Here is a 22,081-nt window from a genome sequence, read left to right as displayed (position 1 = left end):
GGAGGGAGCGATTAACTCCCGTCCTCTCACACCACCGTACGTACGGTTCCGTATACGGCGGTTCAATTAAGATAATTGACGCAAGTCTTTATAACTTCCGTGAATAGCTGTTCTCTTTATGCCAGTGGTCACTCCACCCTCCAAGAGGTCTCCCACGGGATTCACCGCTTCCTCCCTCAAGTGAGGTACTACGTTTTCTGTGTTCATCATGACTCACTGAATACCAAGGGCTATTCTCTCTTAATTGTTCGGTCCTTCTTAGTTGTTCTAGACCAACTAATACTATGACCTCTGCTGACTTCTGACGGTTCAGCTACTTATCACTAAGTAGGTTATGAAGAGTACTTCACATATCCGCCAGACCTCCCCGGGTAAGTACATGCACTTTCACACCATCTATCCGCCTCATTTACTCGATATGACCTTCGACAGAAAGAGCTTTGTTTTGTTATGCAAACTCACTCAATCATACCTAGCCTTATATGAGGTTCGTGTTCCTCGGACCGGTGTTTTGCCTCCAGCTTCCTTCAGATTCCGCGTCACCACGGACACCCTTGCTCTTGGCTAACCTCTACTTCTGTCTTCGGGGTTCGGGACTTACACCCTATAGTTCATGTACATGCCGGGCGCACATTAAAAACGCTCAGTCATACGACTGAGCGTTTACTCGATACAATATGGACTTTTGTTGAGAAAACAAAAATTCTAGTTTATTGTGAATGCCAAGAGTTTATTTATGTTCTACAGCTTCTGTTCAATCATAATAAACTCCTGCTACTCTCCACCCCTTCAACCCGCATTCCTACGCTACCTATATTTTTCCATTCATAATAAAGTCATGCACGAATCTCTCATTTTCTCGATTTTTGCTTCGATTTTTTCTGGCAGAACTTTATTATGTTTGAAAATAAAGTCGTGATAGAAAATAGGGGAAAAGGCTTGAGGGAGATGGGTTTCTCCTTTTTACTCACACCTTTTCCCACACTTTTGCACAACTTTGTTTTCATTTTGGCAGGAGTTTATTGTGAATGGCAAGAGTTTATTTTGGCTTTACAACTTTAATTCCAACTGTGTGACAGATTCAACATGTGCGGTCATTGGGAACATATCGACGGGTTGGATGTGATGGATTTTGTACAATGGGCTTAGCGTCTGCAAATCTTTGGCTAACGTGGAAGGGTTGCAGGAAACATACACAATTCTCTTTGGTTTGATGTTCATGATCGTTTTCAAAAATTCACGGTCGCATCCGGATCTAGGCGGGTCAACGACCACAACATCGGGAATCCATCCTTGTTTTTTCCATTTTGGCAGCCATTCTTCGGCTGTTCCGGTTTCATAGACGAAATGTGACATGCCATGTTTTTCAGCATTTTTACGGGCATCTTCTATTGCTTCCGGGATGACATCCATACCACGTACTTCTTTAGCGTCTTTTCCAAGCCACAGTCCGATCGTTCCAACCCCGCAATAAGCATCTAACACTTTTTCCTCTCCTGTGAGCGAAGCTGCTTTGTTCACTTCGTTGTAAAGCTTGATCGTTTGTTCAGGGTTTAATTGGAAAAATGCACGCGCGGACAGTTCATAACTGAATTGTTCCAATTGCTCTGTAATGGAAGGCTCTCCATACAATAAATACGTTTTCTCTCCGAATATCAGCGATGTCTTTTTTGGATTCACATTTTGCATAATGGAGACAACGTTTGGCAGTCTTTTTTTGATTTCATCCACAATGAGTTGTTTTTTCGGAAGTTCTTTATGAGTAGTAATGAGAACCACTTGAATTTGGCCGGTTTTTGTCCCAATTCGAGTGACGATGGTTCTAACAGCAGGAGTTTTGGTGTGTCCGTCAAAAATAGGAATGTGCAAGTCGGACAAAATTTCTCGAATAATCTGCGTCGCTTTATCCGTTTCTGGATGCTGAACGATACATGTTGAAATATCGACCAGCTTATGAGAATTCAATTGATAAAGCCCTGAAATCACCCGCTCCTTTTGCTTTCCAAGCTGAAATTGGCTTTTATTCCGGTAGTGCCACGGGTCTTCCATGCCGATGGTTGGCCGAATTTCGATTTGTGTTATATCAAACTGGGTATGGCGTTCAAGAGCTTGAATTAAGATATCCCGCTTTTCGACCAATTGTCGTTCGTAGGACAAATGCTGCAGCTGGCAGCCTCCACATATCTCATAAACGGAACATGGGGGTTTTACACGAAAAGGGGATTTCTTTCTGATTTTTTTGATTCGCCCTTCCGTAAAATTGGGATGCACATTTGTCGCTTCCACCACTACTTCTTCTCCCGGCAGCGCACCGGGAACAAATACGACTTGCCGTTTAAAATATCCAACTCCTTCTCCGTTGATTCCAAGTCTTTTAATCGTAAGCGGAAAAGTCTGGTGTTTTTTAATTTTCACTTGTTGATTGGAACTCACGTTTCTTCACCCGCTTTCTGTTCTTAAAGCGCATGCAGCCAATATTACGGTCTTCATTATGAATCATCTTTTGTACTCATGACAACTATTTATTAATGGAACCAGATATGATTTGTCTCATTCTACCATCTTTATTTCATGAAATCGAATTTCTGCCCTAAATTCCTTTATGATTACTGCTGCAGAAAAACAAGAAGATATTAGATTAGAAGGCGCAATTTCTAAAGCAAAAACGACGGGAATTGCCAAAAAATAGAAAAACCGAAAACAGAGAAAATAAATGACATAAAAAAGAGGTGTATACTATTGTCCGTAGTAAACACCTTTTAATTTTGTTAAGTATATAAGATAATCCATCGTTTACTGACCAGGAAGGAATGCTCCTAAACTGCTAATGCCGGCCACGATGACGAATAAAATAACGAGAAGAATCACCACTTTATTTTTGCTTAATCCTGCTGCTATATGCAGACCTATCCCTAGGACGACATAGTACCAAATGCGAAAAACATCGAAGTTTTGAGCTATAGCATTCAACGTTTTATTTCCCGTAACGAGAGGGGCAAGACTGGTAAAGGAAGTGACTTTATCTGCACCCACCGCCAGGTTAATGATTTCATTTATAATACCGCCTATGACAGAAATCACACTTGCATACATTATAATGGCAAAAAGTTTTTTATACTTTGTATCATTCCCCATCAACATCATGCAGATTTTATAAAATAGAGCTGTTAATAAAAAGCCAATGATGCCTGAAAATATGCTGACTATAACGGCAGTTCCAATCGTAAAAGCGGCCGGAACGTGAATATCCAAATCCTTTAAATCGGAACTGTTTAAACCTATATATCCGCCAATCCCCCCCGCAACCGCAAACAACACCGTCATATAAAACAGAGGGAGTCCTATGGGCGCGTTTGTTTTCATTCTTTCAAACTGAACGGCAGGAGAAAAAATCATGCCGCTTAAAGAAGGTTTTTTCATGATCTCTTCATTCACTTCTACTTTTGTTTCCATCTGATCTCTTCCTTTCCATTATTCATAACGCAAAGCTTCAATGGGCTCCATTTTAGCTGCTTTATTAGCCGGAATTAATCCAAAAATGATGCCTAAAACCATGGAGAATAATACTCCTCCTATGACCACTTGAGGCGATACGAGAGGCGGCCAATGGGCAAAGGCGGATATGATGTAAGCTCCCCCTACTCCTAAACCGATGCCAATCATTCCGCCTAAAAGGGTTAGCATCATCGATTCAATCAAAAACTGTAATAAAATCTTTCCTCTTGATGCTCCTAATGCTTTTCGGATCCCAATCTCCCTTGTCCTCTCTGTGACGGATACTAACATAATATTCATTACACCTATTCCGCCAACAAGCAAAGAAATGCTCGCTATTCCGGCGATAATCATGGTCATAATATTCGTTATTTTCGAAATCCCTTGTTTTAACGTTTCCAGATCAAAAATGACATATTTCCCTTTTAGATCAGCTGATTTCGTATGATTGAGCATATTGACTGCTTTTTTACCGGCCAGCTCTAATTGATTCACATTCTTGGTTTGAATAGTAACGGATTGTATATTCTCAGTTCCAAACAGCGCAGGCCAAAGGGATATCGGCATAAGCACTTCTGGTGAATCCAAAAATGATTGATTTCCCGTCTTATAAACGCCAACAACCTGAAACGGCTGCCCCTTGATCGTAATAATGGAACCGACAGAACGTTCTCTTTTAAAGAATTCTTGTTCTGCTTTCTCATTGATCATCACAACATTATTCGACTGAGAAAAATCATGTTCAGACAACATGCGTCCTTTTGTTACTTGTACCGAATGAACCGCAAAATAGTCATGAATAATTCCTGTTATACTGGCATTGATTGATTTATCTCCAATCATGATCGAATCCATGCTTGTATTAGTAGGAATAACGTGAGAAACCTCAGGTATCTTCCTTAATTGAAATAAGTCCTCTTGTGTAAAAGTAGGAGAGTCATTTATAGATAGATCCGATAGTTCGTCCTCATCCGGTTGAAATTGAATTTCTAACGTATTATTGCCCGAACCCGCCAATTGGGATTTTAATGCTTCAGAACCTCCCTGTCCGATCGCTACTACCGCAATAATGGAACCAACCCCAATAATGATTCCCAACATGGTTAAAATAGAACGCATTTTGTGAGAGAGAATAGAAGTGAGCGCTATTTTAATGCTATCTAACAAATTCATAGACTATACCTCTCGTCTTGTATGATTTTTCCGTCTTTAATATGGATATGGCGTGAAGTATAAGCAGCTACCTCTTTTTCATGTGTGACGATGATAATGGTGATTCCTTCTTTGTTTAATTGAGTAAAAATGTTCATGATTTGCTCACTAGCGGTAGAATCTAAAGCTCCTGTCGGTTCATCGGCCAAAATTAACGTTGGTTTGGTCGCAATCGCTCGAGCAATCGCCACACGCTGTTTTTGTCCTCCCGATAGTTGATTAGGTAAATGATTCATACGATCAGCCAATCCCACTTTTTCTAAGGCTTCTATCGAACGTCTTTGTCTTTCTTTTTTTCTCATTCCGCCATAGAGAAGAGGGAGTTCGACATTGGCTAAAGCTGATAAACGAGGCAGCAAGTGAAATTGTTGAAATACGAATCCGATATATTGATTTCGAATAAGAGCCATTTTAGATTCTTCTGCCTTCAAAACATCGATATGATTAAGGATATAGCTTCCACTGGTGGGGCGATCTAAACAACCGATAATATTCATAAGTGTCGATTTTCCTGAACCGGATGGCCCCATGATGGAAACGAATTCCCCTTGTTCAATCTCCAGGTTGATATTTTGAAGAGCAGCTACTTCTAAAGATCCTTGCGAGTAGTTCTTTTGAATATTTTTTAAGCTAATCATTTAATCTCCACTTCCATGCCCGAATCCATCGTGTGAGAAGGATTTTTCACTACTTTTTCCCCTTCTTTTAAACCATCTACTACTTCCGTCCATTCTCCCGTGCTAATCCCAGTAGTAATGTTTCGCTTTTGCACTTTTCCTTTTGACATGACATATACAAAGGTAGAACCATCTTTTTCCTGAACACTGTTTTGCGGAACGGTCAATACTTTTTTAGAGGACAAGACGACCTGAATGGCTACATGATACCCTGGAGATAATCCCTCTTGAGAATGAAGTTTTGCTTTAAAGGTATAATAAGAAAGATTGGACGTCGATTGTCCTGCTTCTCCGGAAAGCTGTCCGGTTCCTTGATTCGTTTCTGCGGGAAATTCACTTACCTCCACAATCTGTCCATCCCAAGATTTATTGGGCACAGCATTTGCGGTTACTTTAATCGGCTGGTCAGCTTGTATTTGTGCTTTTTGCAATTCCGTTAAAGTTCCTTGAATTTGAAATGGTTCTTTCGAGACAATATTCATGATAGGCGTTCCTTGAAGACCCATCGTTTCTGAAGAAGTTCCTTCATCTGTAATCCCAGTACTTTCTTCTAAATCTTGATGCAAATTTTTCACATAACCATTTATAGGACTATGTATCGTTAATTGATTTAATTTGGATTGCAATTCCTCTTCTTGTAATTGATTTTTTTCCATTTCTAACTCAATGGATTTCTTCTGATTTTCCAGCTCTTCTAGTTGAGATTCTAATGATGAAAGGGAAGCATTGTCGCTTGCAGCCTTTTTTTCTTTTTCCAAAGCTTTGATTTTGTCGTTCACTTGATTGTAATTCAACATCGTTATTTTTTTATCAATGCTTGCTTGTTTTAATTGTAGATTTAAGTCATCATTTTCATAAGTGAACAGCTTTTGGCCTTTTTCTACCTCTTGGCCTTCTTTTACATAGATTTCCTTTATCTTCCCTTTGGAAGGATCGAGATAAATTGTTTCTACTTTTCCTGGCACAACTTGGCCGGAAATCAGTTTCGTATTACTAATTGGTCTTTTTGTGACACTCATCAGCTGAACGGTCTTTGTCACGTTCTTTCTTTTTTCCATAAAAATCACATTTATCGCGACCACCAAGAGGATTAAAATAGCAATCCCTGCCACAATCCATTTCTTTTTTGTATTTACTTTTTCTGTTCGTTCTAGTTCCATAATGTTACTCCCTATTAACAATGATCCTCTTTTTAAATGTTGACCCAAAATAGATTCATAGATGATAAGATTCTTAATATTCCATCATTAATTTGCATTTTTTATACAAAAATAATCTATCGACTGTTGTATTCAGATTCTCTGATAACCTGAATGCCAATTCTAATGTTGGATCGTATTTATTACTCTCAATAGCATGTATAGTTTGCCTAGTTACACCACATTTTTCGGCTAAGCTTTTTTCGATATTCCCTTTCGATTCCGGAGATACTTTATTTTATTATGCAAATTATAATCACCTACATGATACACAAATTACTTTATCTGTAAAAAAACATTTCTTTAATAAACATTAAACTAGTAAAAATCAATAGTATATTTACAAAGGAGTAATAAAAAATCACAAAAATACTGAACAAAGTGTAGTAATAGCAAAATAAGATATTACAACTGTTAAACTGCTACTTTTAGGCATCTTCCCTAATTTAACTAAACTAAAATATACTATTACCAGTGTCCATATCTGGAAAAAATCTATTCCATTTAACAATAAACCAATTTTTCCATCAAAATGAAAAATTGCATTAATAGATGTTAATCTAATATGGGTTTGAAGATGGAAATAGTGTTTTGGAATAAAATTAATTATATTTGCAAGTATGGTTAAAGGATATAAATAGGTAAAGAGCTTAAATAATTTTTTATAAGTAAGCTCTGATAAAAAGAATTTACCAGCTAAATAAAACAAAAATGAGTTTGTTGCTATTGTAAATATAGGAAACAAAGCTCCTATGATTACTATCATTATGGACATAAAACTTCTAATACTACTAGGTCTTAAATTGGAATAAGTTTGATGATTCAAACTATTAACAATACGATCAATTGAATCTGAAAGAGTTAAATAAATTAAAAGCGTAGATATTATAGTAATAGTAAATAAGAAAAATACAAAGTTTTTTCTCTGTTCAATCTTTTCTAAACCCTGATTTGTATTAAACATTAATTCGACAGTTGTAAACATAGTTTATACTCCTAATTCTTTTTATAACATTCAGCACATAAAATTTGTTTTCCACGTTGAGCTATCATAGCGTCCAATCGTCCTACGGGCATCACAAATTTATTAGGTAGGCTTAATATAACTGAGAAGTTTTCGTTACTTTGTATACTTTTATTACAGTTCGAACATGTTAGCTTTAAGTTTTTATACATTTTTCTCACTCACTTTATCAGAGTAGGTGTAACAAACGCCTCTAACAACCCAGCCACTAGAAGACCTAATACAATTACAGAGCTAATAAATACCACAGTTCTTATAGACATATACCTCCTATTTTTAAAGATTTTATACGTTAAGGACAAACTCAAATATGTAGCCACAATAAACATCGGCATCTCAATGCTGCCATGAAGCAAAATCAGTCCTATCATTTTTGGTGCAAACAATATATTTTTAACTCCTATACCAAATATAAGTGCATTTTGCGCTAATAGTAAGATTGGCATCATCCCCATTGAAATTACCCCTGTCAATATAATCAAGAATGCTACTTTCAAATTTTGACTATATATGCTCAAAAAAGAAACATTAACTTGTTTAAATTCCTGAGGATGAGGGCTCGCAGTTAAGAAACCTATTAAAAAAAACAAGATGAATATTCCTAAAGATATCCCTAAGAATAGAATGTGTTTTACTTTCATATTGGCACCATTACTTTCTATTATTAAAAGGTTCCGTTGGGAATCAAAGAATTAACCTGTATTAAACAGAATAAGAATCAGCGGCAAGTAAAGCAGCTTCAGCCCATGCTGGAACAGAAGCAATCCAGCCACCAGAAACTAATAAACTAACAATTACAGATGTGCCTCCTGCTGCTACTAGCGCCCAAACTAGCCAGCTTGGAGGATTATAGATTCCTAATTTATTTAAAATAGTTACAACGTTTGAGTCTGTACCTCCCTCTATAAACTTTAATTTTCTTCAAAATTCTCGCGTTTTCTTTAAATTTCGCTAACACATAATAGCTTCTTCACCTCAAATGAGTGTAAATTTCTTGTATTTATTCAATATATTTACATGGTAAGGTGCATCCTATAATACAGATTTACAATATCTGTAATATCATGTATGACCGTGCAAGAAGTCTCCACACTTCTCATGGTCGCTCACCCTCCCATGTATCACTGGATTTTAAGATCCACACATTCCTTCGTCCTGCGTACCCATGAGGTGGAGGTTGGATATGCTCCTTTACAGGGTCTAATGCCCGAATGGTGAAAATATACTCCAACTCTGCACTATTGGTGTTTGTCAGAATAACAAGTCGTTTGAAAGCTTTTATGCAGCCTGTAATGCTTTTATTTGAGGTAATCCCTTTAATAGCTTTAATCCATCAAACTCACACTGTTTCTTACCAATGGCAAATAACACACGTAATAATTTACAACACAAGGCAATCAGAGACTGTTGTTTTTTTAACGGCCTGTCTGGCCGATTGGTATAGTAATGATGCAAGGCTTTAAATACAGGATTATGGGCAACCAATGGTCGAATGGCCAGGTATAATGCTTTTCGTAAACGTCTTCGACCCCTTTTGGTTATGCGTGTTTGCCCTTTATACTTTCCTGAACTGTGTTCTCTTAAAGAAAGCCCTGCCAGATTGACTAATTGTTGCGGATGATTGTACTTGGTTAAATCTCCTACTTCCGCAAAGAACAAAGCAATGGTAGTGTAACTAAGTCCCGGGATATTGGTCATTTGTTTCGCACCTGGTATGCTTTCAACAACACCTTCTAGTTCTTCATCTAGTTGTGCTAACTGTTTCTTGTAAAGCTCATATTGATCCAATAGGCAATCCAATTCTCTTTTTGCGAACTGGATTCCTGTCTCAATCCCAACGCTCTTTTTCGCTACTTCTACGAGTCGGGTTGCTCGTTTCAGCCCAACCCCACGCTGTACATACGGTTTCCATTTTTGCAGCACTTCTTCTGGTGACAACTTTTGAATATGAGAGGGAAATGGAAACATGCGCAAGGTATAAAAGGCTGCTTTACCTTTCCAATCTCCAAACACATCGAAAAACTCTGGGAAAAAGCGCTGAATGACGTTTTCAATCCGCCCTTCAATGATCATAAGCTGTTTGATGAGCTGATCTCGTAATTTGACGCCTTCCCTTAGTTCAGCGTATACGCCCTCTAATAGGTTCGGTACGGAGTATCGCCCATCTTTCATTAACTGTGCAATGACACGAGCATCTTTTGTATCGTTTTTTGTAGGCGAATTGTCATCAAGCTCTTTACTTTTTTTGACGTGCATGGGATTCACTAGCACTACATCATATCCTTTTGCCTTAAGAAAGTAAGCAAGATTTAGCCAATAATGACCTGTTGGCTCCATTCCAAAAATCACGTGGTCCTTATGATTTTCTTTTTGAATATGATTAACCCAATCTAATAAGGTTTGAAAGCCGTGTATACGATTTTCAAAGATCAATCTCTTGCCAAATTCTAAGCCTCGGTCATCTTGAAAACGGGCAACGTGCTTTTCTTTAGCTACATCAATACCTACAATGAGAGTTGATGGTGTAATTTGAGAGATTTTTTGATTTTGTGTATAATTCATTTTGAGTCCTCCTTGGTTTATTGAAATTCGGGGTCAACGCGCATTGACACCCTGTACTATACCAAGGGGACTTTTTTTTATCAAACCTCAAATTTCCTCATTACAGGAATGCTCCTTTAAAAGCTAAAACAATAGCGATTAATAAAGATACAACAAATAATGCAAAATATAAATTTCGTTGTTTAGTAGAAAGCATACTAATCATCTCTAATCCACCTTCCCATTTTTAGTAAAAATATCCAACGGAACCCAAAACAAATATTACCATTTATCTACTTTTTCTGCAACCTTTTTTACTGAATTTTTACACAAATAAACAAAAAATACTATAATCCCCCTATATTTCGCTTAATAGTTCATTTTGCTTTAAATAAAAGATTCTATACTAAATATTGGGGTTAAGGATTTTACAGGCAAAATAAAAGCACTTACGAAGATCTCCCTTTAAAATGATAGTTGGCGACTACATCGAAAGGGAGATTTCGTAAATGCATTCTCATTTTATCACAAAACTGCTTGGGTTAGAAGATGTTGAAATCACTCATGTAGAGGATCAAATCACTCACTTTGAAATCCATATTCAAACGCCTGTAAAAGTTCAAAAATGCCCCTGCTGTCAGAAGGAAACTTCCTCTGTCCATGATGATCGGATTCAAAAGATTCGTGATGTAAAGGTCTTTGAAAAATATTGCTTTCTCATCTTGAGAAAGCGACGATACAGATGTAAGTCCTGTGGAAAACGGTTCTACGAACCCTATTCTTTTCTAGAACGTTACCAGCGCCACACGAAACGACTTCTCCAAGCACTTTTGGTTAAAGTGAGGGAGTATAACTTTAAGCAGGTTGCCAAGGAAACAGGAATTGGGCATTCCACCGTCATTCGGCTCTTTGACAAGTACTATTCCTATGACAATAAGGCCCTCCCGAAAGTTCTGGCCATTGATGAATGGAAAGGGACTTCTGAAACGGGCAAGTACCAATGTATCATTGGCGATCCTGTAAACCGAAGGGTTTACGATATCATTCCTAACAGGAATCTATCCACCCTAAAGGAATACTTCCGTACACTTCCAAGGGAGAAAATACAGATGGTGGTCATGGATATGTGGCAGCCCTACAAGACGCTCGCTTTGAAAAGTTTTGATAAACCGATTCTGGTGGTCGATCGATTCCATTATGTTCGGCATAATGTATGGGCATTGGAACGGGTAAGGAAGAGAGTCCAGAAAAACTTTCAAGAGAAGGATCGTAAATCCATGAAGAAGTTGCGTTATCTGCTTCATAAGCCACATGCCCATTTGAATGCAGATGAAACGGAACAGCTGAACTATTTCTTTTCACTGGCCCCTGACTTAAAGAAGGCCTATATCGTAAAAGAGACCTTCCATAAGTGGCTGAAGGAAAGTGACAAAACAAACGCCAAAAGAAACCTTGAGCACCTCTATAAGGTCATAGAGGAATCGGGACTCGAAGAATATCAATACATGAAAAGAACATTCAAAAACTGGGAAAAGGAGATCTTAAATTCCTTTCTCTTCCCCTACACCAACGGATTTATTGAGGGGATCAACAACAAGATAAAAGTCATTAAACGAATGTCATTTGGCATTCGGAATTTTAAGAGACTAAGAAATAAAGCTTTATGTTCACTCATCTAGTCAACTACAAAAAAGGGGGCACTTCGATCAGTGTACACCAACAATTGACATAGAGCCATAAAAAACAAAAAGTTGATAAGAGAACTGTTTATTCTCAATCACTTTTTGTTAAGACTGGGCAATTATAAAATTTCGTAAGCAATAAACATCTGCAATTGTTAATTTACTAGTTTATTAGAAAATCTAATGAAAAATAATGGGAAGGTAAAAAATTCTTTACATTCATTATATATAAAAAAATCTTAAATTGCAATATTAAATGCAACAAGTATTGAAAGACCAGATAACCCATGATTAAGTAGAATCGGGACACTCTGCGCAACTTGACGTGGAGTGGCGGGCATGGTAGCCTGGTTGGCCCAGCCAGTACCGTATACCTGGCTTCATGGCTGGTAGCCATGCCCGCAGAGGCTCTTTGTCAAGTTGCTAAAAACCAACCCTTTGGGTTAGCTGGCTTAAGGTTAAGAAGCTAAGCCAGCTAACTCTATTTGGAAACACTCCTCAGGTGTACGATAATTGAGGATCTTCCTTGGAAGATGGTTACACCAATTTTCAACATAGGTAATGGTTTCGTCTGCCACAGAGGAAATGGGTCTCCCCTTTGGTATGAAGCGCCTAATAAGGCCATTATGACGCTCGTTGGTTCCTCGTTCACAGGATGTGTAAGGGTGTGTAAAATAAACCTCTGTTAGATCTTTTTCAACACTAAGGCCGAGGTCAGCAAATTCAGAACCGTTATCAGCCGTAATGGTTTTAAACACTTTAGAGAACCGATTACCATAAGACACTTTCAACTGAGATATGACTTCTGAAACGGATAGACTATCCTTGGCTGTCACTCTCAAAATTATTTCTTTACGGGTTTTGCGCTCAGTAAGAGTCAATAAGGCCTGATCTTTAGTCTTCTTGCCTATAACCGTATCAATTTCCCAGTGACCAAACTCTTGGCGTTCATTGACTTCAATTGGTCGCTCATCGATACTGCGTCCTAAGATCTTCTTATTCTTCCGGTTACGTTTTTTCTTGGTGTTCAGGGTAATTTTCATAGGTAGGTCAATGTTTTTAACGCCTATAAGTCCTAGATCAATATAGTTATAAAGGGTCTTGGTGCAAACCATTTTGTCTTTGAATTTCCCATCACGTTTGGCTCTCCCACATACCGCATCAGGAGACCATTTCTTATCAAGGATCTGAGTTTCGGCATACTTAATAAACTCGATGGCATCGTCTAGTTTTAGCTTGCGGCCACAGGCTTTCCTGTTTCTCTCATAGAGAAGTTGACCTGTGTCTGGAAAATAGACATGAACAATTTTCCCGTTGCTTTTTCTTTGTGGCACTGTACCTCTTCTTAACTCACGGGAGATGGTGCTTTTGTGACAACCAACATAATCTGCAATCTCCTGTTGAGTCTTACCAGCAGCGTGTAAGGCCGCAATTTTCCCACGGTCATAAGCCGTTAAGTGTTTGAAATGCCGAGCTCCTATGGTAGAATTAGTAATTGCCATAGATAAATCCTCCGTATCGATATTGTTTTAGTCGACTTAATCATACGTGGTTTATCTATGGTTTTTCATTTTTTATGCTTGTTGCATTTGATTATACAACTAGCCTATATAAAAAAATACATTAAGTAAAAAGTTTTTTACATAAATGCTGTTATGTTTTCCTCTGTGAGTTGATAGCACTAGAAATCTTTGTCCAAACGTCTAATCTAATTGAAATATTTAGTAAAAATGCAGGTCTACCTATTCAGAGAAAATCCGTAACATATTGGAGTTATGGCAAAAAATTTGTGAAAAGTCTTCAAGCACTTACCGGAATCGCCTTGTAGGTGATTTTATCAAAAAGGTCATCACTGGATGCTTAAAGGGCGGATAAGATCCAACTGACGGTAGAAAGAAAAAGAAATGTGGCCTCTCGAAGAAAGAATGAAAGTTATTATTTAAAAATGGTTGCCTCGGTGGCAAAGCTTTAATGTAACAATCGACCTTATCAAACATCGACTCGTGTGTAGTTTAGTTGTTCATAATTAACTCAACTTTCGCACACAGAAATATGGAGACAGTCCTTGATATAACGAGGTAAAGAAGTAATCCAATTGGACAGTTGACACTGAAAAATGTCCATACTCAAATAAACCTTAGCTTCAGCCAAAGTTTGGAAAAGAGAAATCAATTGTAGTAAAGCCGTTTTAAAGTCCATCTCCTTTACTTCGTCACATAGAAACAAGAATAAGTTGCCCATGGTCTTCGGATCCTCTTCTTTCCGAAGTTGCCAAGCAATCAAGATATACCGAGTGAAGACAATGGTAGTATGGCTAATCATCATGTCATAGGAACGACCTTGAAACTCTTTGGCTAAATGTAAAAACGATTTACTGAATTTAAAAAAGGTTTCAATGTCCCAACGCATCCCATAGATTCGAACGATTTCTTCATTAGACAGCGTGGTATCTGTACTCAAAATGGCTAGCCATTCACTTTGGTTGTTTCGATTCCGCACAAACACGATTTTCACTGGTAAACCCGTATGAAGGGTTGCGTGAATCGAGCCGAGTGTTTCTTTTTTGCCAATGTCTCGTTTCGCTTTTCGATACAGTTGTTCCAAGGTTAAACGTTCTCCGTTGAAAAGATACCGTTGTTTCAGCTGTTTGACCATACCAATGACAAAAAGGCCTTTGGAGTGAATCTTCTCCACCAACGGGGCATGAGTAAACCATGTATCCATGAGCACATAATCAGCGAAAATTCCTTTATCCAATGCATGTTCTACTAATTTCAACACCATGTTTGGTTTTGCTTCCAATGCCTCGAGCCGTCGTTTGTAGCCTGTGGTTCGTTTATCAATGGACGAATGGATTTCGTTCAAGCGATTCTTTTGGTTCGCTGAACTCAAAAGAGCGAAATCGATAGGTACAAATGTAAAGCCATCGGACCATCCGAGCGTTAATAGTTGAAAACCATTGACAAACTGACGAGTGGAATGATCGAATACTTTAGCTAGAAGCTCAACCGATTTACTACGGTTACGAGAATAAATCGAATCGTCTACAATAAACACGGTAACACGGCGCTTCGAAATCGTTTGTTTCACACGACGAATCACTTCGGAGCTCAGAGATAGTAAAAAGGTTCTCCAGTTATACGTAGACGAGTTCAAAAAACGATAAATGGTATCTTTTCCTGGTAAATCGGCAGCCTTTTTGCTTTGTAAGGCGTGGTACCAGTTTCTGTATTGAAAAACAAGAAGAAATAATAGTTGAAAAATCGATAAACAAGAATAACCACAAGCCTTGATAATTCCTGCTTTTCTTAAATGATTACCAATTTGTAATTCAGAAAATCCGTCTTTTATTTCTTTTGGTAATTGCGCAAAATACTCTTTTTTCGTTATCATAATGGTGACACCTTTCTTTCTTTGGTTTTTGGTTTGGTCACCAATAGTTTACCAAAAGAAAGAGGTGTCTTTTTGTTTTTTAGACGAATTTTTTCAGTGTCAAGTGAATATGAGATACCCAAAGAAACCTATCAAATCAAGGATTATTCATAAATTTTTCACTGCGAAAGTTGAGTAATTAACCTTATGTTGTTATATCGTCTCCTACTTACTTAGAGATACATCAATGGCTGCGCAAACGTTCTGTATTTCTTTTTCGACTTCCTCTTTATCTTACCCATGTAAAGAAAAAACTAAGTATTGATATATATGAAAGAGGACATCCTAACCCAAGCCTTTCGTTCAATCATGCAAAAAACTTTTGACACTTTTGTCTGAAAATTATATAATAAATATGTCAAAAACTTTTGACATAACAAGTATTAAGTATTATAAAAAAAGGACGGTTAACGTGATGGAGAATCGAATTCGATTGCTTCGAGAACAAAAAATGCTATCTCAAGCCCAATTAGCTGAACAATGTAATGTAACAAGGCAAACTATAAATGCCATTGAAAATGACAAGTATGATCCAACTTTAGAGTTAGCATTTAAGTTATCCAAAGTCCTCAATACCACTGTAGATGAGTTATTTTTATATGGGAGGGAAAAATAAAATGAGGAAAGCGGATGAAATGGAACGATATCAAGCTGATAAATCGACAAAAATTTTATCCTATTTCTATTCCTTAGCTCTATTAATATGGACTTTTTATGATGTCATAACTAAGGGAGAACCAGGAATACAATTTATCATTTTGTGCGTAGGCGTTATCATTTTCTTTATTTCATTGCGAATTTTTAAGAAAAAAATGTAGAAAACATTAACCTATCCCCTTCAGTTAATTGAATAAACTGTTTATTAAATAAAAAAAGGTGTTGATTGATGAACCATAACCCGAATATTGGACAAGAATGAAAACTGTGCTCCTTATTCGGGTTTTTCTATGTATTCAAAATAAAAAACTGTTAATAATGCTTAGATCGTTGGCGATTTACCTATGAGGCGAACCCTTTGATAAAAAATGTCTTATCTATATATGCATATGGTCAAACAGACTATTTATCCTGTATTCAATGGAAGTACAAATGAGATACTTACCCATTATTTATCCGCTTCTTTATAGATGGATATTGTTTTTAGAACCTTAGAAAAACTTAAAGAAGCTATATTCAAATCAATTTGCCCTGAAGCGTTCCTTCATTCAAAAAAAGGGTTCCATTACAATTATCCCTTTTTTCAATATAAAGTAATAAATGAGGGGATTCATCAAATATTTAGAAAGGAAATGGTCGGGATAATGCTCAACTGAATTCTTATTCTGCTATTTAAAGGGTGAAGTGAAATCTAAAAGATGTGAAACTGTAAGCATTAAAGCAGTCAAAAGCATCATCATGGTTGTTGTCAAAAGGAATTTAAAAATGACCCCGGTTCAATACCGAGATCATTTCTAAACAGTTTAGGCATTTCCAATACTTACCATATTTATAGGATGGTTATTTCAACCAGTCCTTCTATCCAAATTTATGGACGACACCTCCCCAAAAATATGGTTTGCGAGAGCCAACTCAATCCCGATCATAGTCCGCTGCTGGTGGGAGTTATGGGATCACTTCTTTTTGTTTTGGCTTTTTGTTAAATAATCCAAGCTTTTAAATTGATAGCCTTCTTTTTTTAAATCTTGGATGACTTTTTCTAAAGCTTCTGCGTTGTCTTTCGATACAGTATGAAGCAATAAAATCGCGCCCGGATGAGCCTGAGCCATGATGTTTTGATAGGCGTATTTCCACCCTTTTTGATTATTGGTCTGCCAGTCGACAAATGCAAGCGACCAAAGAACATGGGTATATCCTTCCTCTTTCGCCAAAGCCAATGTTCTCTCACTTAAAATGCCCCGCGGTGGACGCATATAGTTCATCTCTTTTTGCTTTGTCAATTTGGCTGTTTCCTCTTTTACTTTCTTTAATTCCAGCTTTAGTTTTTCGTCGCTCACTTGCGTTAAGTCAGGGTGGCTCCAAGAATGATTTCCAACGATATGCCCTTCTTTCACCATTCTTTGCACCAGTTCGGGGGCTGTTTTTAAATAGTGTCCTGTTACAAAAAAGGCGGCCGGCACATGTTCTTTTTTGAGCACGTCTAAAATTTGAGCTGTATAGCCATTTTCATATCCATTATCAAACGTTAAATAAAGAATTTTTTTGTTGCTTGGCCCTTTATAATAACTCCCGTACTTGGCCAACAGCTCGTCATATTCCTGTCCCGCTTCTGCCGGTTTTCCGTTTTGAGCTTTTTTAAATCCCCAATGAATAGGTTGATTAGAAAGCGCCGATGCAGGCGTCGCCATGAAACATGCCAGCAAAAGCGCGCTTATCCATACTATCAGTGTACGTCTTCGCATGTTATCCTTCCTTTACAACGTATTTCTTGTTGCTTTCTTGCCATGAAATGCAGGATCTGTCTTGCCTATTTTTTGTGAAAAAAAAGGATTCATGCCGACTTTTCCATTCCTTTTTCTGTAAGTTGTAAAATAAAAAAAGGATGACGAAAAGTCATCCTCCCGATAGGATTATTGAAATACAGGTTCTTTCAATTGCGCCAATTTTTCCAATGAAGATTTCTCCACATCTTCATGCAGGCTATTTCCGTGGGAATCCATCGTGACAACGGCCGTAAATCCTTTCACTCTTAAATGCCACATGGCTTCAGGAATGCCAAATTCCATTAAATCCACGCCTTCTACTGATTGAATGCAATCCGCATAATATTGCGCAGCACCGCCAATAGCATTCAAATATACGCCGCCATGTTCTTTTAACGCCGCCAACGTTTTCGGTCCCATGCCACCTTTTCCGATCACGGCGCGGATGCCAAATTTTTTCATAATGTCTCCTTGATAAGGCTCTTCGCGAATCGAAGTAGTCGGACCAGCCGCTTTGACATGCCAATTTCCTTCGTCATCTTTCAGCATGACCGGACCGCAGTGATAAATGATTTGGCCGTTTAAATCAACTGGTGCATCATGATCCATTAAATATTTATGAATGGCATCACGGCCTGTATAGATCATGCCGTTAATTTGAACAACGTCCCCTACTTTCAGCTGGCGTATTTGTTCTTCCGTAATCGGCGCTTCTAAAGTAACGACATTGGTTTGCGCTGAATCCTCATTGGAAGCTGCCGTTTCTTTTTCCGATTCCGAAGGTTCAAAAGTGACTTTTTCTCCATCTTGATACAACCATTCGGAAATGGCCCCAGTATTCGGATCGATCTTCACACCGAGACGGCGAAATGCCCAGCAATTATAAGCTACTGAAACGAAAAAGCTGGCGGGAATTCGGTTCATAACGCCAATTTTGCAGCCAAGAAGGGTCGTTTCTCCTCCAAATCCCATGGTTCCGATCCCCAACTTGTTAGCGTTTTCCATGATGTACTCTTCCAGCTTGCGCAAATCTTCATTCGGATTGACATCATCCACCGGTCTGAATAATTGCTCTTTAGCCAAATCATATCCGGATGAACGATCTCCTCCGATTCCGACTCCAATAAATCCGGCGCTGCAGCCTTGTCCTTGAGCTTGATAAACGGCATGCAAAATACATTTACGAATGCCGTCCAAATCACGTCCCGCTCTTCCCAATCCTTCCAATTCACAAGGCAAGCTGTATTGAATGTTTTTATTTTCGCATCCGCCGCCTTTTAAAATCAAACGGACATCTATATAATCTTCTTCCCACTGCTCGAATTTAATGACAGGCGTCCCGGCTCCAATATTATTTCCGGAGTTCTTGCCCGTTAAGGAATCGACCGAATTAGGACGCAATTTCCCATCTTTTGTCGCCTGTTCGATCGCCTCATAAATCGCCTGTTTTAACTTGAGTTGGTTCACTCCGACTGGTGTTTTGATTTTAAAAGTAGGCAGTCCCGTATCTTGGCAAATAGGCGAAACATTGTCATCGGCCATTTGAATATTTTGGGTAATAGTAGCTAAGCTCATAGCCGCTCTTGTACCGGCATTTTCTTTCCTTTTAGCAGCCAAAATGGCTCGGCGGACATCTTTTGGCAAGTTAGTGGAGGTCTCTACAATCAATTGGTACATACTCTCTTTAAACTTTTCGAAATCCATGTTTTCCCCTCTCCCTTTTACTGCAAAAAATATGTATTGACAAAATAGACAAAAAATTTCCCCTATCATTATACTTTGTGAGCTGAAGGTTGAAAAGACAAATATGGAATCGGTTACAAAAAAGTTTATGGAAACGCCGTGCTTGCAGTCACGAAAGATGCCTTGCAAAGCTCTTCTTTTTTCATGCAGCACTAAATGGGTGAAACGTTCATAAGTGGAAAAAACGAGCGAAAAGAACCTATCCCTTAAAATAAATCAAGCAGCCGAAAAAAAACGGCTGCTATCTGTCACGAAACTGCTTGTATTTTTCTTCTATTTCCTCGACGATTTGAATTAATCGATCGATATCTTCAATATCCGTTGATTCTGGTTCCAATGAATCCAATACCGTCAAAAACATGTTCAGTCTCTCTTTTAAATAGCTCAGCTGTTTATTTGTATCATAAATTGTTTTCCCCACTATTTTCTCTCCCTTCTTTTTTATCATAATCAAGCTTTTTCAAAAAAGCAATTTGCATCGCAAGAAACCCTGTTTCCAACAAAAGACCAGACACCTAACACAAGCGGATGATAATGGTTCATCCTCCTGCTTTGGTTCTGGCCTTCATTATTCTTTCTATTTAGGTTCGCTCGATGTGACGAAGGCAAACGTCACATGGTCCTGAATGGGAATCCACGCTCCAATTCCTTGTGAGGTTACATTCTTGACAACAATCGATCTTTTCATTCCTTTCAGTACAATAAATACTTCTCCATACGTAACTTTTCCTTTTTCATTCACCGCGGGTGCGTATGCATATAAATAGCCAAGCCTTTGTGCCGGGATATTATAAACCTGGCTTTTTTTCGTACCGGCTCCAATCGTTGTTGAAAATGAAAGTGGAAGTTTTGTTTTTTGTGCCGCAGTCAGCATCATCATTTTCTGAACATCATCTGCATGTGGAATTTTAGCGGTTAAACCGCCTTTAATCTGTTTTTGCATTTCCTGTACATAATGAATTTTGTAATTGGCATTACCGCCGCGGTTATCAAAATAATTCGTATTGATTTTTTGATATTCCCAATTGGGAACCGTTTCGCTCGATTCATAATTAAGAGGCCATTCCCCCAAATAAATAGTGGCTCTCAATCCGATAGCAAAGGGTGTTTTGTTAATGGAAGTTTCATTCAACATTCGAATTAAATCGGGATTTTCAATTTTCACTTTAGATGTACTCAGCAAATCCTTCGTAAATTCGCTTGGCTGCAAAGATGGGAGATCTTGCGTCGGGTTCGGATAGGTGTTTTCTTTCGCTATATTCATCACAGATGAAGGCATTTGATAATGCCGATTGTCGCTTTTTATGGCCGCCTCCGCAGCCGTTACGGTGAACAGGGATAGAAAGAAAGTTATCAGGACAATGCGGTACACTTTCATGAATGCTTTACTCCCTTCTCTTCGATGTCTACTTTTTTATAGAGTTTCCCATATTCTTTTTCCTATCCCTTTTTCAAGAAAAAAGAGAACGGCTATGATAGGTAAAAAAGCTTATGAAAATGAAAAACGCTGACTTATTGTCAGCGTTTAAGAATAAACCAATCTCTTTCATTAAAATAGAATTTTTAATCACTGCTTATTCTTCCATACCAGATTTTGTTTGCTACAGCAAATAAAATCCTATTCCCATTATGAAATAGGCGGCTATTAATGTCAGCCCTTCAAACCAGTTCGACTCTCCGTCGTTTTGGATGACAATCGTCAACAAGACGGCCGTGACCATGGAAATTAATTCTGGCAACGTAAAGATTAACGGCATAGAATGTTCAAAAAACATCGATGCAAGCACCAATATCGGCGCTACAAACATAGCTACTTGGAGTGTAGAGCCGATGGCAATTTCCACTGCGATATCCATTTTATTTTTCATGGACATAAGAACGGCAGAAGCATGCTCCGCTGCATTTCCGACTATGGCGACTATAATGACCCCGATAAACAATTCACTCCAGCCGAATTTGTCCGCCACAACTTCAAATGTATGTACCAGATTTTCAGAAACGTAAGCCACTGCAATCGTCGCCAACGCCAATATAACCATGGCTTTCCCTTTTTTCCATTCCGGCTCTTCATGCTCTTCCTGACTTTCTTGTGTGGAATGATACACTCCGCGATGAGTAACCAATTTAAAGTACAAGGCAGCCAAGTACAAGAGAATCATGATTACTGCAATCCCAATGCTTAATGAAAAAGTTTTGTCTCCAGTCATCTTTAATGAAAAAATTTCCGGGATAACAAAGGCCACAATGACAGCAAACATTAACAGCCCGGAATTATGTCTGGCGTCATACACATTAAACTTTTGCCTTTTAAATTTCAGTCCCCCTAAAAAAAAGGAAAGCCCGGCAACTAAAAGCAGATTTCCTAAAACCGAACCAGTCAAAGAAGCCAATACAACTTCAACAAGACCCGCTTTTAAAGAAAAAATAGAAATAATTAATTCAACGGCATTTCCAAATGTCGCATTTAAAAGTCCGCCAATTCTGGGCCCGGCAATAATGGCCAAACTTTCTGTCGCTCTGCCCATATAACTGGCCAATGCAATAATGGTGAAACAATAAACGACAAACATCATGACAGCTGGCCAATGAAGCAGAGCCCCTATAACGGACAAAGGAACCCCGGCAAATACCATAATGGCAAAAATTTTATTCATAA

Annotated in this window: 17 protein-coding genes and 1 pseudogene; 2 read left to right on the top strand and 16 right to left on the bottom strand. The window is 38.2% G+C overall.

The annotated features are described in order from the left end of the window. Window positions 1-1,050: 1,050 nt before the first annotated feature. The 9 genes and pseudogenes from rlmD to BSM4216_RS03260 all read right to left on the bottom strand — a co-directional run bounded on the left by rlmD (window position 1,051) and on the right by BSM4216_RS03260 (window position 10,169). The gene (rlmD, locus tag BSM4216_RS03295; RefSeq protein ID WP_048622733.1) at window positions 1,051-2,433 is read right to left on the bottom strand and encodes a 23S rRNA (uracil(1939)-C(5))-methyltransferase RlmD; all 1,383 of its coding nucleotides are present in this window, start codon (window positions 2,431-2,433) and stop codon (window positions 1,051-1,053) included. A 360-nt stretch (window positions 2,434-2,793) separates the two neighbouring features. Further along, window positions 2,794-3,453, bottom strand: a complete 660-nt coding sequence (gene yknW / locus BSM4216_RS03290) for a YknW family membrane protein (protein ID WP_048622732.1) — start codon at window positions 3,451-3,453, stop codon at window positions 2,794-2,796. Window positions 3,454-3,471: 18 nt separating this feature from the next. Beyond that, window positions 3,472-4,668 (bottom strand): ABC transporter permease, encoded by a 1,197-nt coding sequence (locus BSM4216_RS03285; protein WP_048622731.1) that lies wholly within the window; start codon window positions 4,666-4,668, stop codon window positions 3,472-3,474. Then, entirely contained in the window at window positions 4,665-5,345 is a 681-nt protein-coding gene (locus BSM4216_RS03280; protein ID WP_048622730.1) for an ABC transporter ATP-binding protein, read from the bottom strand. The genes BSM4216_RS03285 and BSM4216_RS03280 overlap by 4 nt, the downstream gene beginning before the upstream one ends. Beyond that, window positions 5,342-6,544 (bottom strand): efflux RND transporter periplasmic adaptor subunit, encoded by a 1,203-nt coding sequence (locus tag BSM4216_RS03275; RefSeq protein WP_048622729.1) that lies wholly within the window; start codon window positions 6,542-6,544, stop codon window positions 5,342-5,344. The genes BSM4216_RS03280 and BSM4216_RS03275 overlap by 4 nt, the downstream gene beginning before the upstream one ends. A gap of 73 nt (window positions 6,545-6,617) precedes the next feature. Then, window positions 6,618-6,832, bottom strand: a pseudogene (locus BSM4216_RS16115) (helix-turn-helix transcriptional regulator). Between the two features lie 112 nt (window positions 6,833-6,944). Beyond that, a complete protein-coding gene (locus tag BSM4216_RS03270; protein ID WP_048622728.1) occupies window positions 6,945-7,568 on the bottom strand; it encodes a YIP1 family protein in 624 nt (207 codons plus the stop codon). A gap of 200 nt (window positions 7,569-7,768) precedes the next feature. Further along, entirely contained in the window at window positions 7,769-8,248 is a 480-nt protein-coding gene (locus BSM4216_RS03265; RefSeq protein WP_082142239.1) for a stage II sporulation protein M, read from the bottom strand. A 637-nt stretch (window positions 8,249-8,885) separates the two neighbouring features. Then, a complete protein-coding gene (locus BSM4216_RS03260; RefSeq protein WP_048622726.1) occupies window positions 8,886-10,169 on the bottom strand; it encodes an IS110 family RNA-guided transposase in 1,284 nt (427 codons plus the stop codon). 488 nt (window positions 10,170-10,657) lie between these two features. Between BSM4216_RS03260 and BSM4216_RS03255 the strand changes: the two genes are divergently transcribed. Then, a complete protein-coding gene (locus tag BSM4216_RS03255; RefSeq protein ID WP_048622725.1) occupies window positions 10,658-11,827 on the top strand; it encodes an ISL3 family transposase in 1,170 nt (389 codons plus the stop codon). A gap of 461 nt (window positions 11,828-12,288) precedes the next feature. On the opposite strand, the gene BSM4216_RS03250 is transcribed toward BSM4216_RS03255, so the two are convergent. Both BSM4216_RS03250 and BSM4216_RS03245 read right to left on the bottom strand, forming a co-directional pair. Beyond that, window positions 12,289-13,332, bottom strand: coding sequence for an IS30 family transposase (locus tag BSM4216_RS03250; RefSeq protein WP_048622401.1), 1,044 nt, complete (start codon window positions 13,330-13,332; stop codon window positions 12,289-12,291). Between the two features lie 529 nt (window positions 13,333-13,861). Continuing rightward, complete coding sequence (locus tag BSM4216_RS03245; protein WP_003353499.1) at window positions 13,862-15,223, bottom strand: IS4 family transposase; 1,362 nt, start codon at window positions 15,221-15,223, stop codon at window positions 13,862-13,864. A gap of 454 nt (window positions 15,224-15,677) precedes the next feature. Between BSM4216_RS03245 and BSM4216_RS03240 the strand changes: the two genes are divergently transcribed. Next, a complete protein-coding gene (locus tag BSM4216_RS03240; RefSeq protein WP_003354701.1) occupies window positions 15,678-15,878 on the top strand; it encodes a helix-turn-helix transcriptional regulator in 201 nt (66 codons plus the stop codon). A gap of 994 nt (window positions 15,879-16,872) precedes the next feature. Here BSM4216_RS03240 and pdaA read toward each other — a convergent pair. From pdaA to cax, 5 genes are all read right to left on the bottom strand, one after another. After that, on the bottom strand, window positions 16,873-17,661 hold the full coding sequence (gene pdaA, locus BSM4216_RS03230) for a delta-lactam-biosynthetic de-N-acetylase (protein WP_003354699.1): 789 nt from the start codon (window positions 17,659-17,661) through the stop codon (window positions 16,873-16,875). 168 nt (window positions 17,662-17,829) lie between these two features. Further along, complete coding sequence (locus BSM4216_RS03225) at window positions 17,830-19,386, bottom strand: fumarate hydratase (RefSeq protein WP_048622724.1); 1,557 nt, start codon at window positions 19,384-19,386, stop codon at window positions 17,830-17,832. A gap of 280 nt (window positions 19,387-19,666) precedes the next feature. Next, on the bottom strand, window positions 19,667-19,846 hold the full coding sequence (locus tag BSM4216_RS03220; RefSeq protein WP_003354697.1) for an SE1561 family protein: 180 nt from the start codon (window positions 19,844-19,846) through the stop codon (window positions 19,667-19,669). A gap of 156 nt (window positions 19,847-20,002) precedes the next feature. Then, window positions 20,003-20,803, bottom strand: a complete 801-nt coding sequence (locus tag BSM4216_RS03215) for a YfkD famly protein (protein WP_048622723.1) — start codon at window positions 20,801-20,803, stop codon at window positions 20,003-20,005. Between the two features lie 223 nt (window positions 20,804-21,026). Further along, on the bottom strand, window positions 21,027-22,079 hold the full coding sequence (gene cax / locus BSM4216_RS03210) for a calcium/proton exchanger (RefSeq protein ID WP_048622722.1): 1,053 nt from the start codon (window positions 22,077-22,079) through the stop codon (window positions 21,027-21,029). Window positions 22,080-22,081: the final 2 nt, after the last annotated feature.

The organism is Bacillus smithii (assembly GCF_001050115.1).
Taxonomy (GTDB): Bacteria; Bacillota; Bacilli; order Bacillales; family DSM-4216; genus Bacillus_O; species Bacillus_O smithii.
This window is presented reverse-complemented; position numbering and strand designations above follow the sequence as displayed.

Coding starts and splice junctions, on each gene's coding strand:
- yknW (WP_048622732.1), bottom strand. CDS start 3,453: ATGGAAACAAAAGTAGAAGTGAATGAAGAGATCATGAAAAAACCTTCT.
- BSM4216_RS03285 (WP_048622731.1), bottom strand. CDS start 4,668: ATGAATTTGTTAGATAGCATTAAAATAGCGCTCACTTCTATTCTCTCT.
- BSM4216_RS03280 (WP_048622730.1), bottom strand. CDS start 5,345: ATGATTAGCTTAAAAAATATTCAAAAGAACTACTCGCAAGGATCTTTA.
- BSM4216_RS03275 (WP_048622729.1), bottom strand. CDS start 6,544: ATGGAACTAGAACGAACAGAAAAAGTAAATACAAAAAAGAAATGGATT.
- BSM4216_RS03270 (WP_048622728.1), bottom strand. CDS start 7,568: ATGTTTACAACTGTCGAATTAATGTTTAATACAAATCAGGGTTTAGAA.
- BSM4216_RS03265 (WP_082142239.1), bottom strand. CDS start 8,248: ATGAAAGTAAAACACATTCTATTCTTAGGGATATCTTTAGGAATATTC.
- BSM4216_RS03260 (WP_048622726.1), bottom strand. CDS start 10,169: ATGAATTATACACAAAATCAAAAAATCTCTCAAATTACACCATCAACT.
- BSM4216_RS03255 (WP_048622725.1), top strand. CDS start 10,658: ATGCATTCTCATTTTATCACAAAACTGCTTGGGTTAGAAGATGTTGAA.
- BSM4216_RS03250 (WP_048622401.1), bottom strand. CDS start 13,332: ATGGCAATTACTAATTCTACCATAGGAGCTCGGCATTTCAAACACTTA.
- BSM4216_RS03245 (WP_003353499.1), bottom strand. CDS start 15,223: ATGATAACGAAAAAAGAGTATTTTGCGCAATTACCAAAAGAAATAAAA.
- BSM4216_RS03240 (WP_003354701.1), top strand. CDS start 15,678: ATGGAGAATCGAATTCGATTGCTTCGAGAACAAAAAATGCTATCTCAA.
- pdaA (WP_003354699.1), bottom strand. CDS start 17,661: ATGCGAAGACGTACACTGATAGTATGGATAAGCGCGCTTTTGCTGGCA.
- BSM4216_RS03225 (WP_048622724.1), bottom strand. CDS start 19,386: ATGGATTTCGAAAAGTTTAAAGAGAGTATGTACCAATTGATTGTAGAG.
- BSM4216_RS03215 (WP_048622723.1), bottom strand. CDS start 20,803: ATGAAAGTGTACCGCATTGTCCTGATAACTTTCTTTCTATCCCTGTTC.
- cax (WP_048622722.1), bottom strand. CDS start 22,079: ATGAATAAAATTTTTGCCATTATGGTATTTGCCGGGGTTCCTTTGTCC.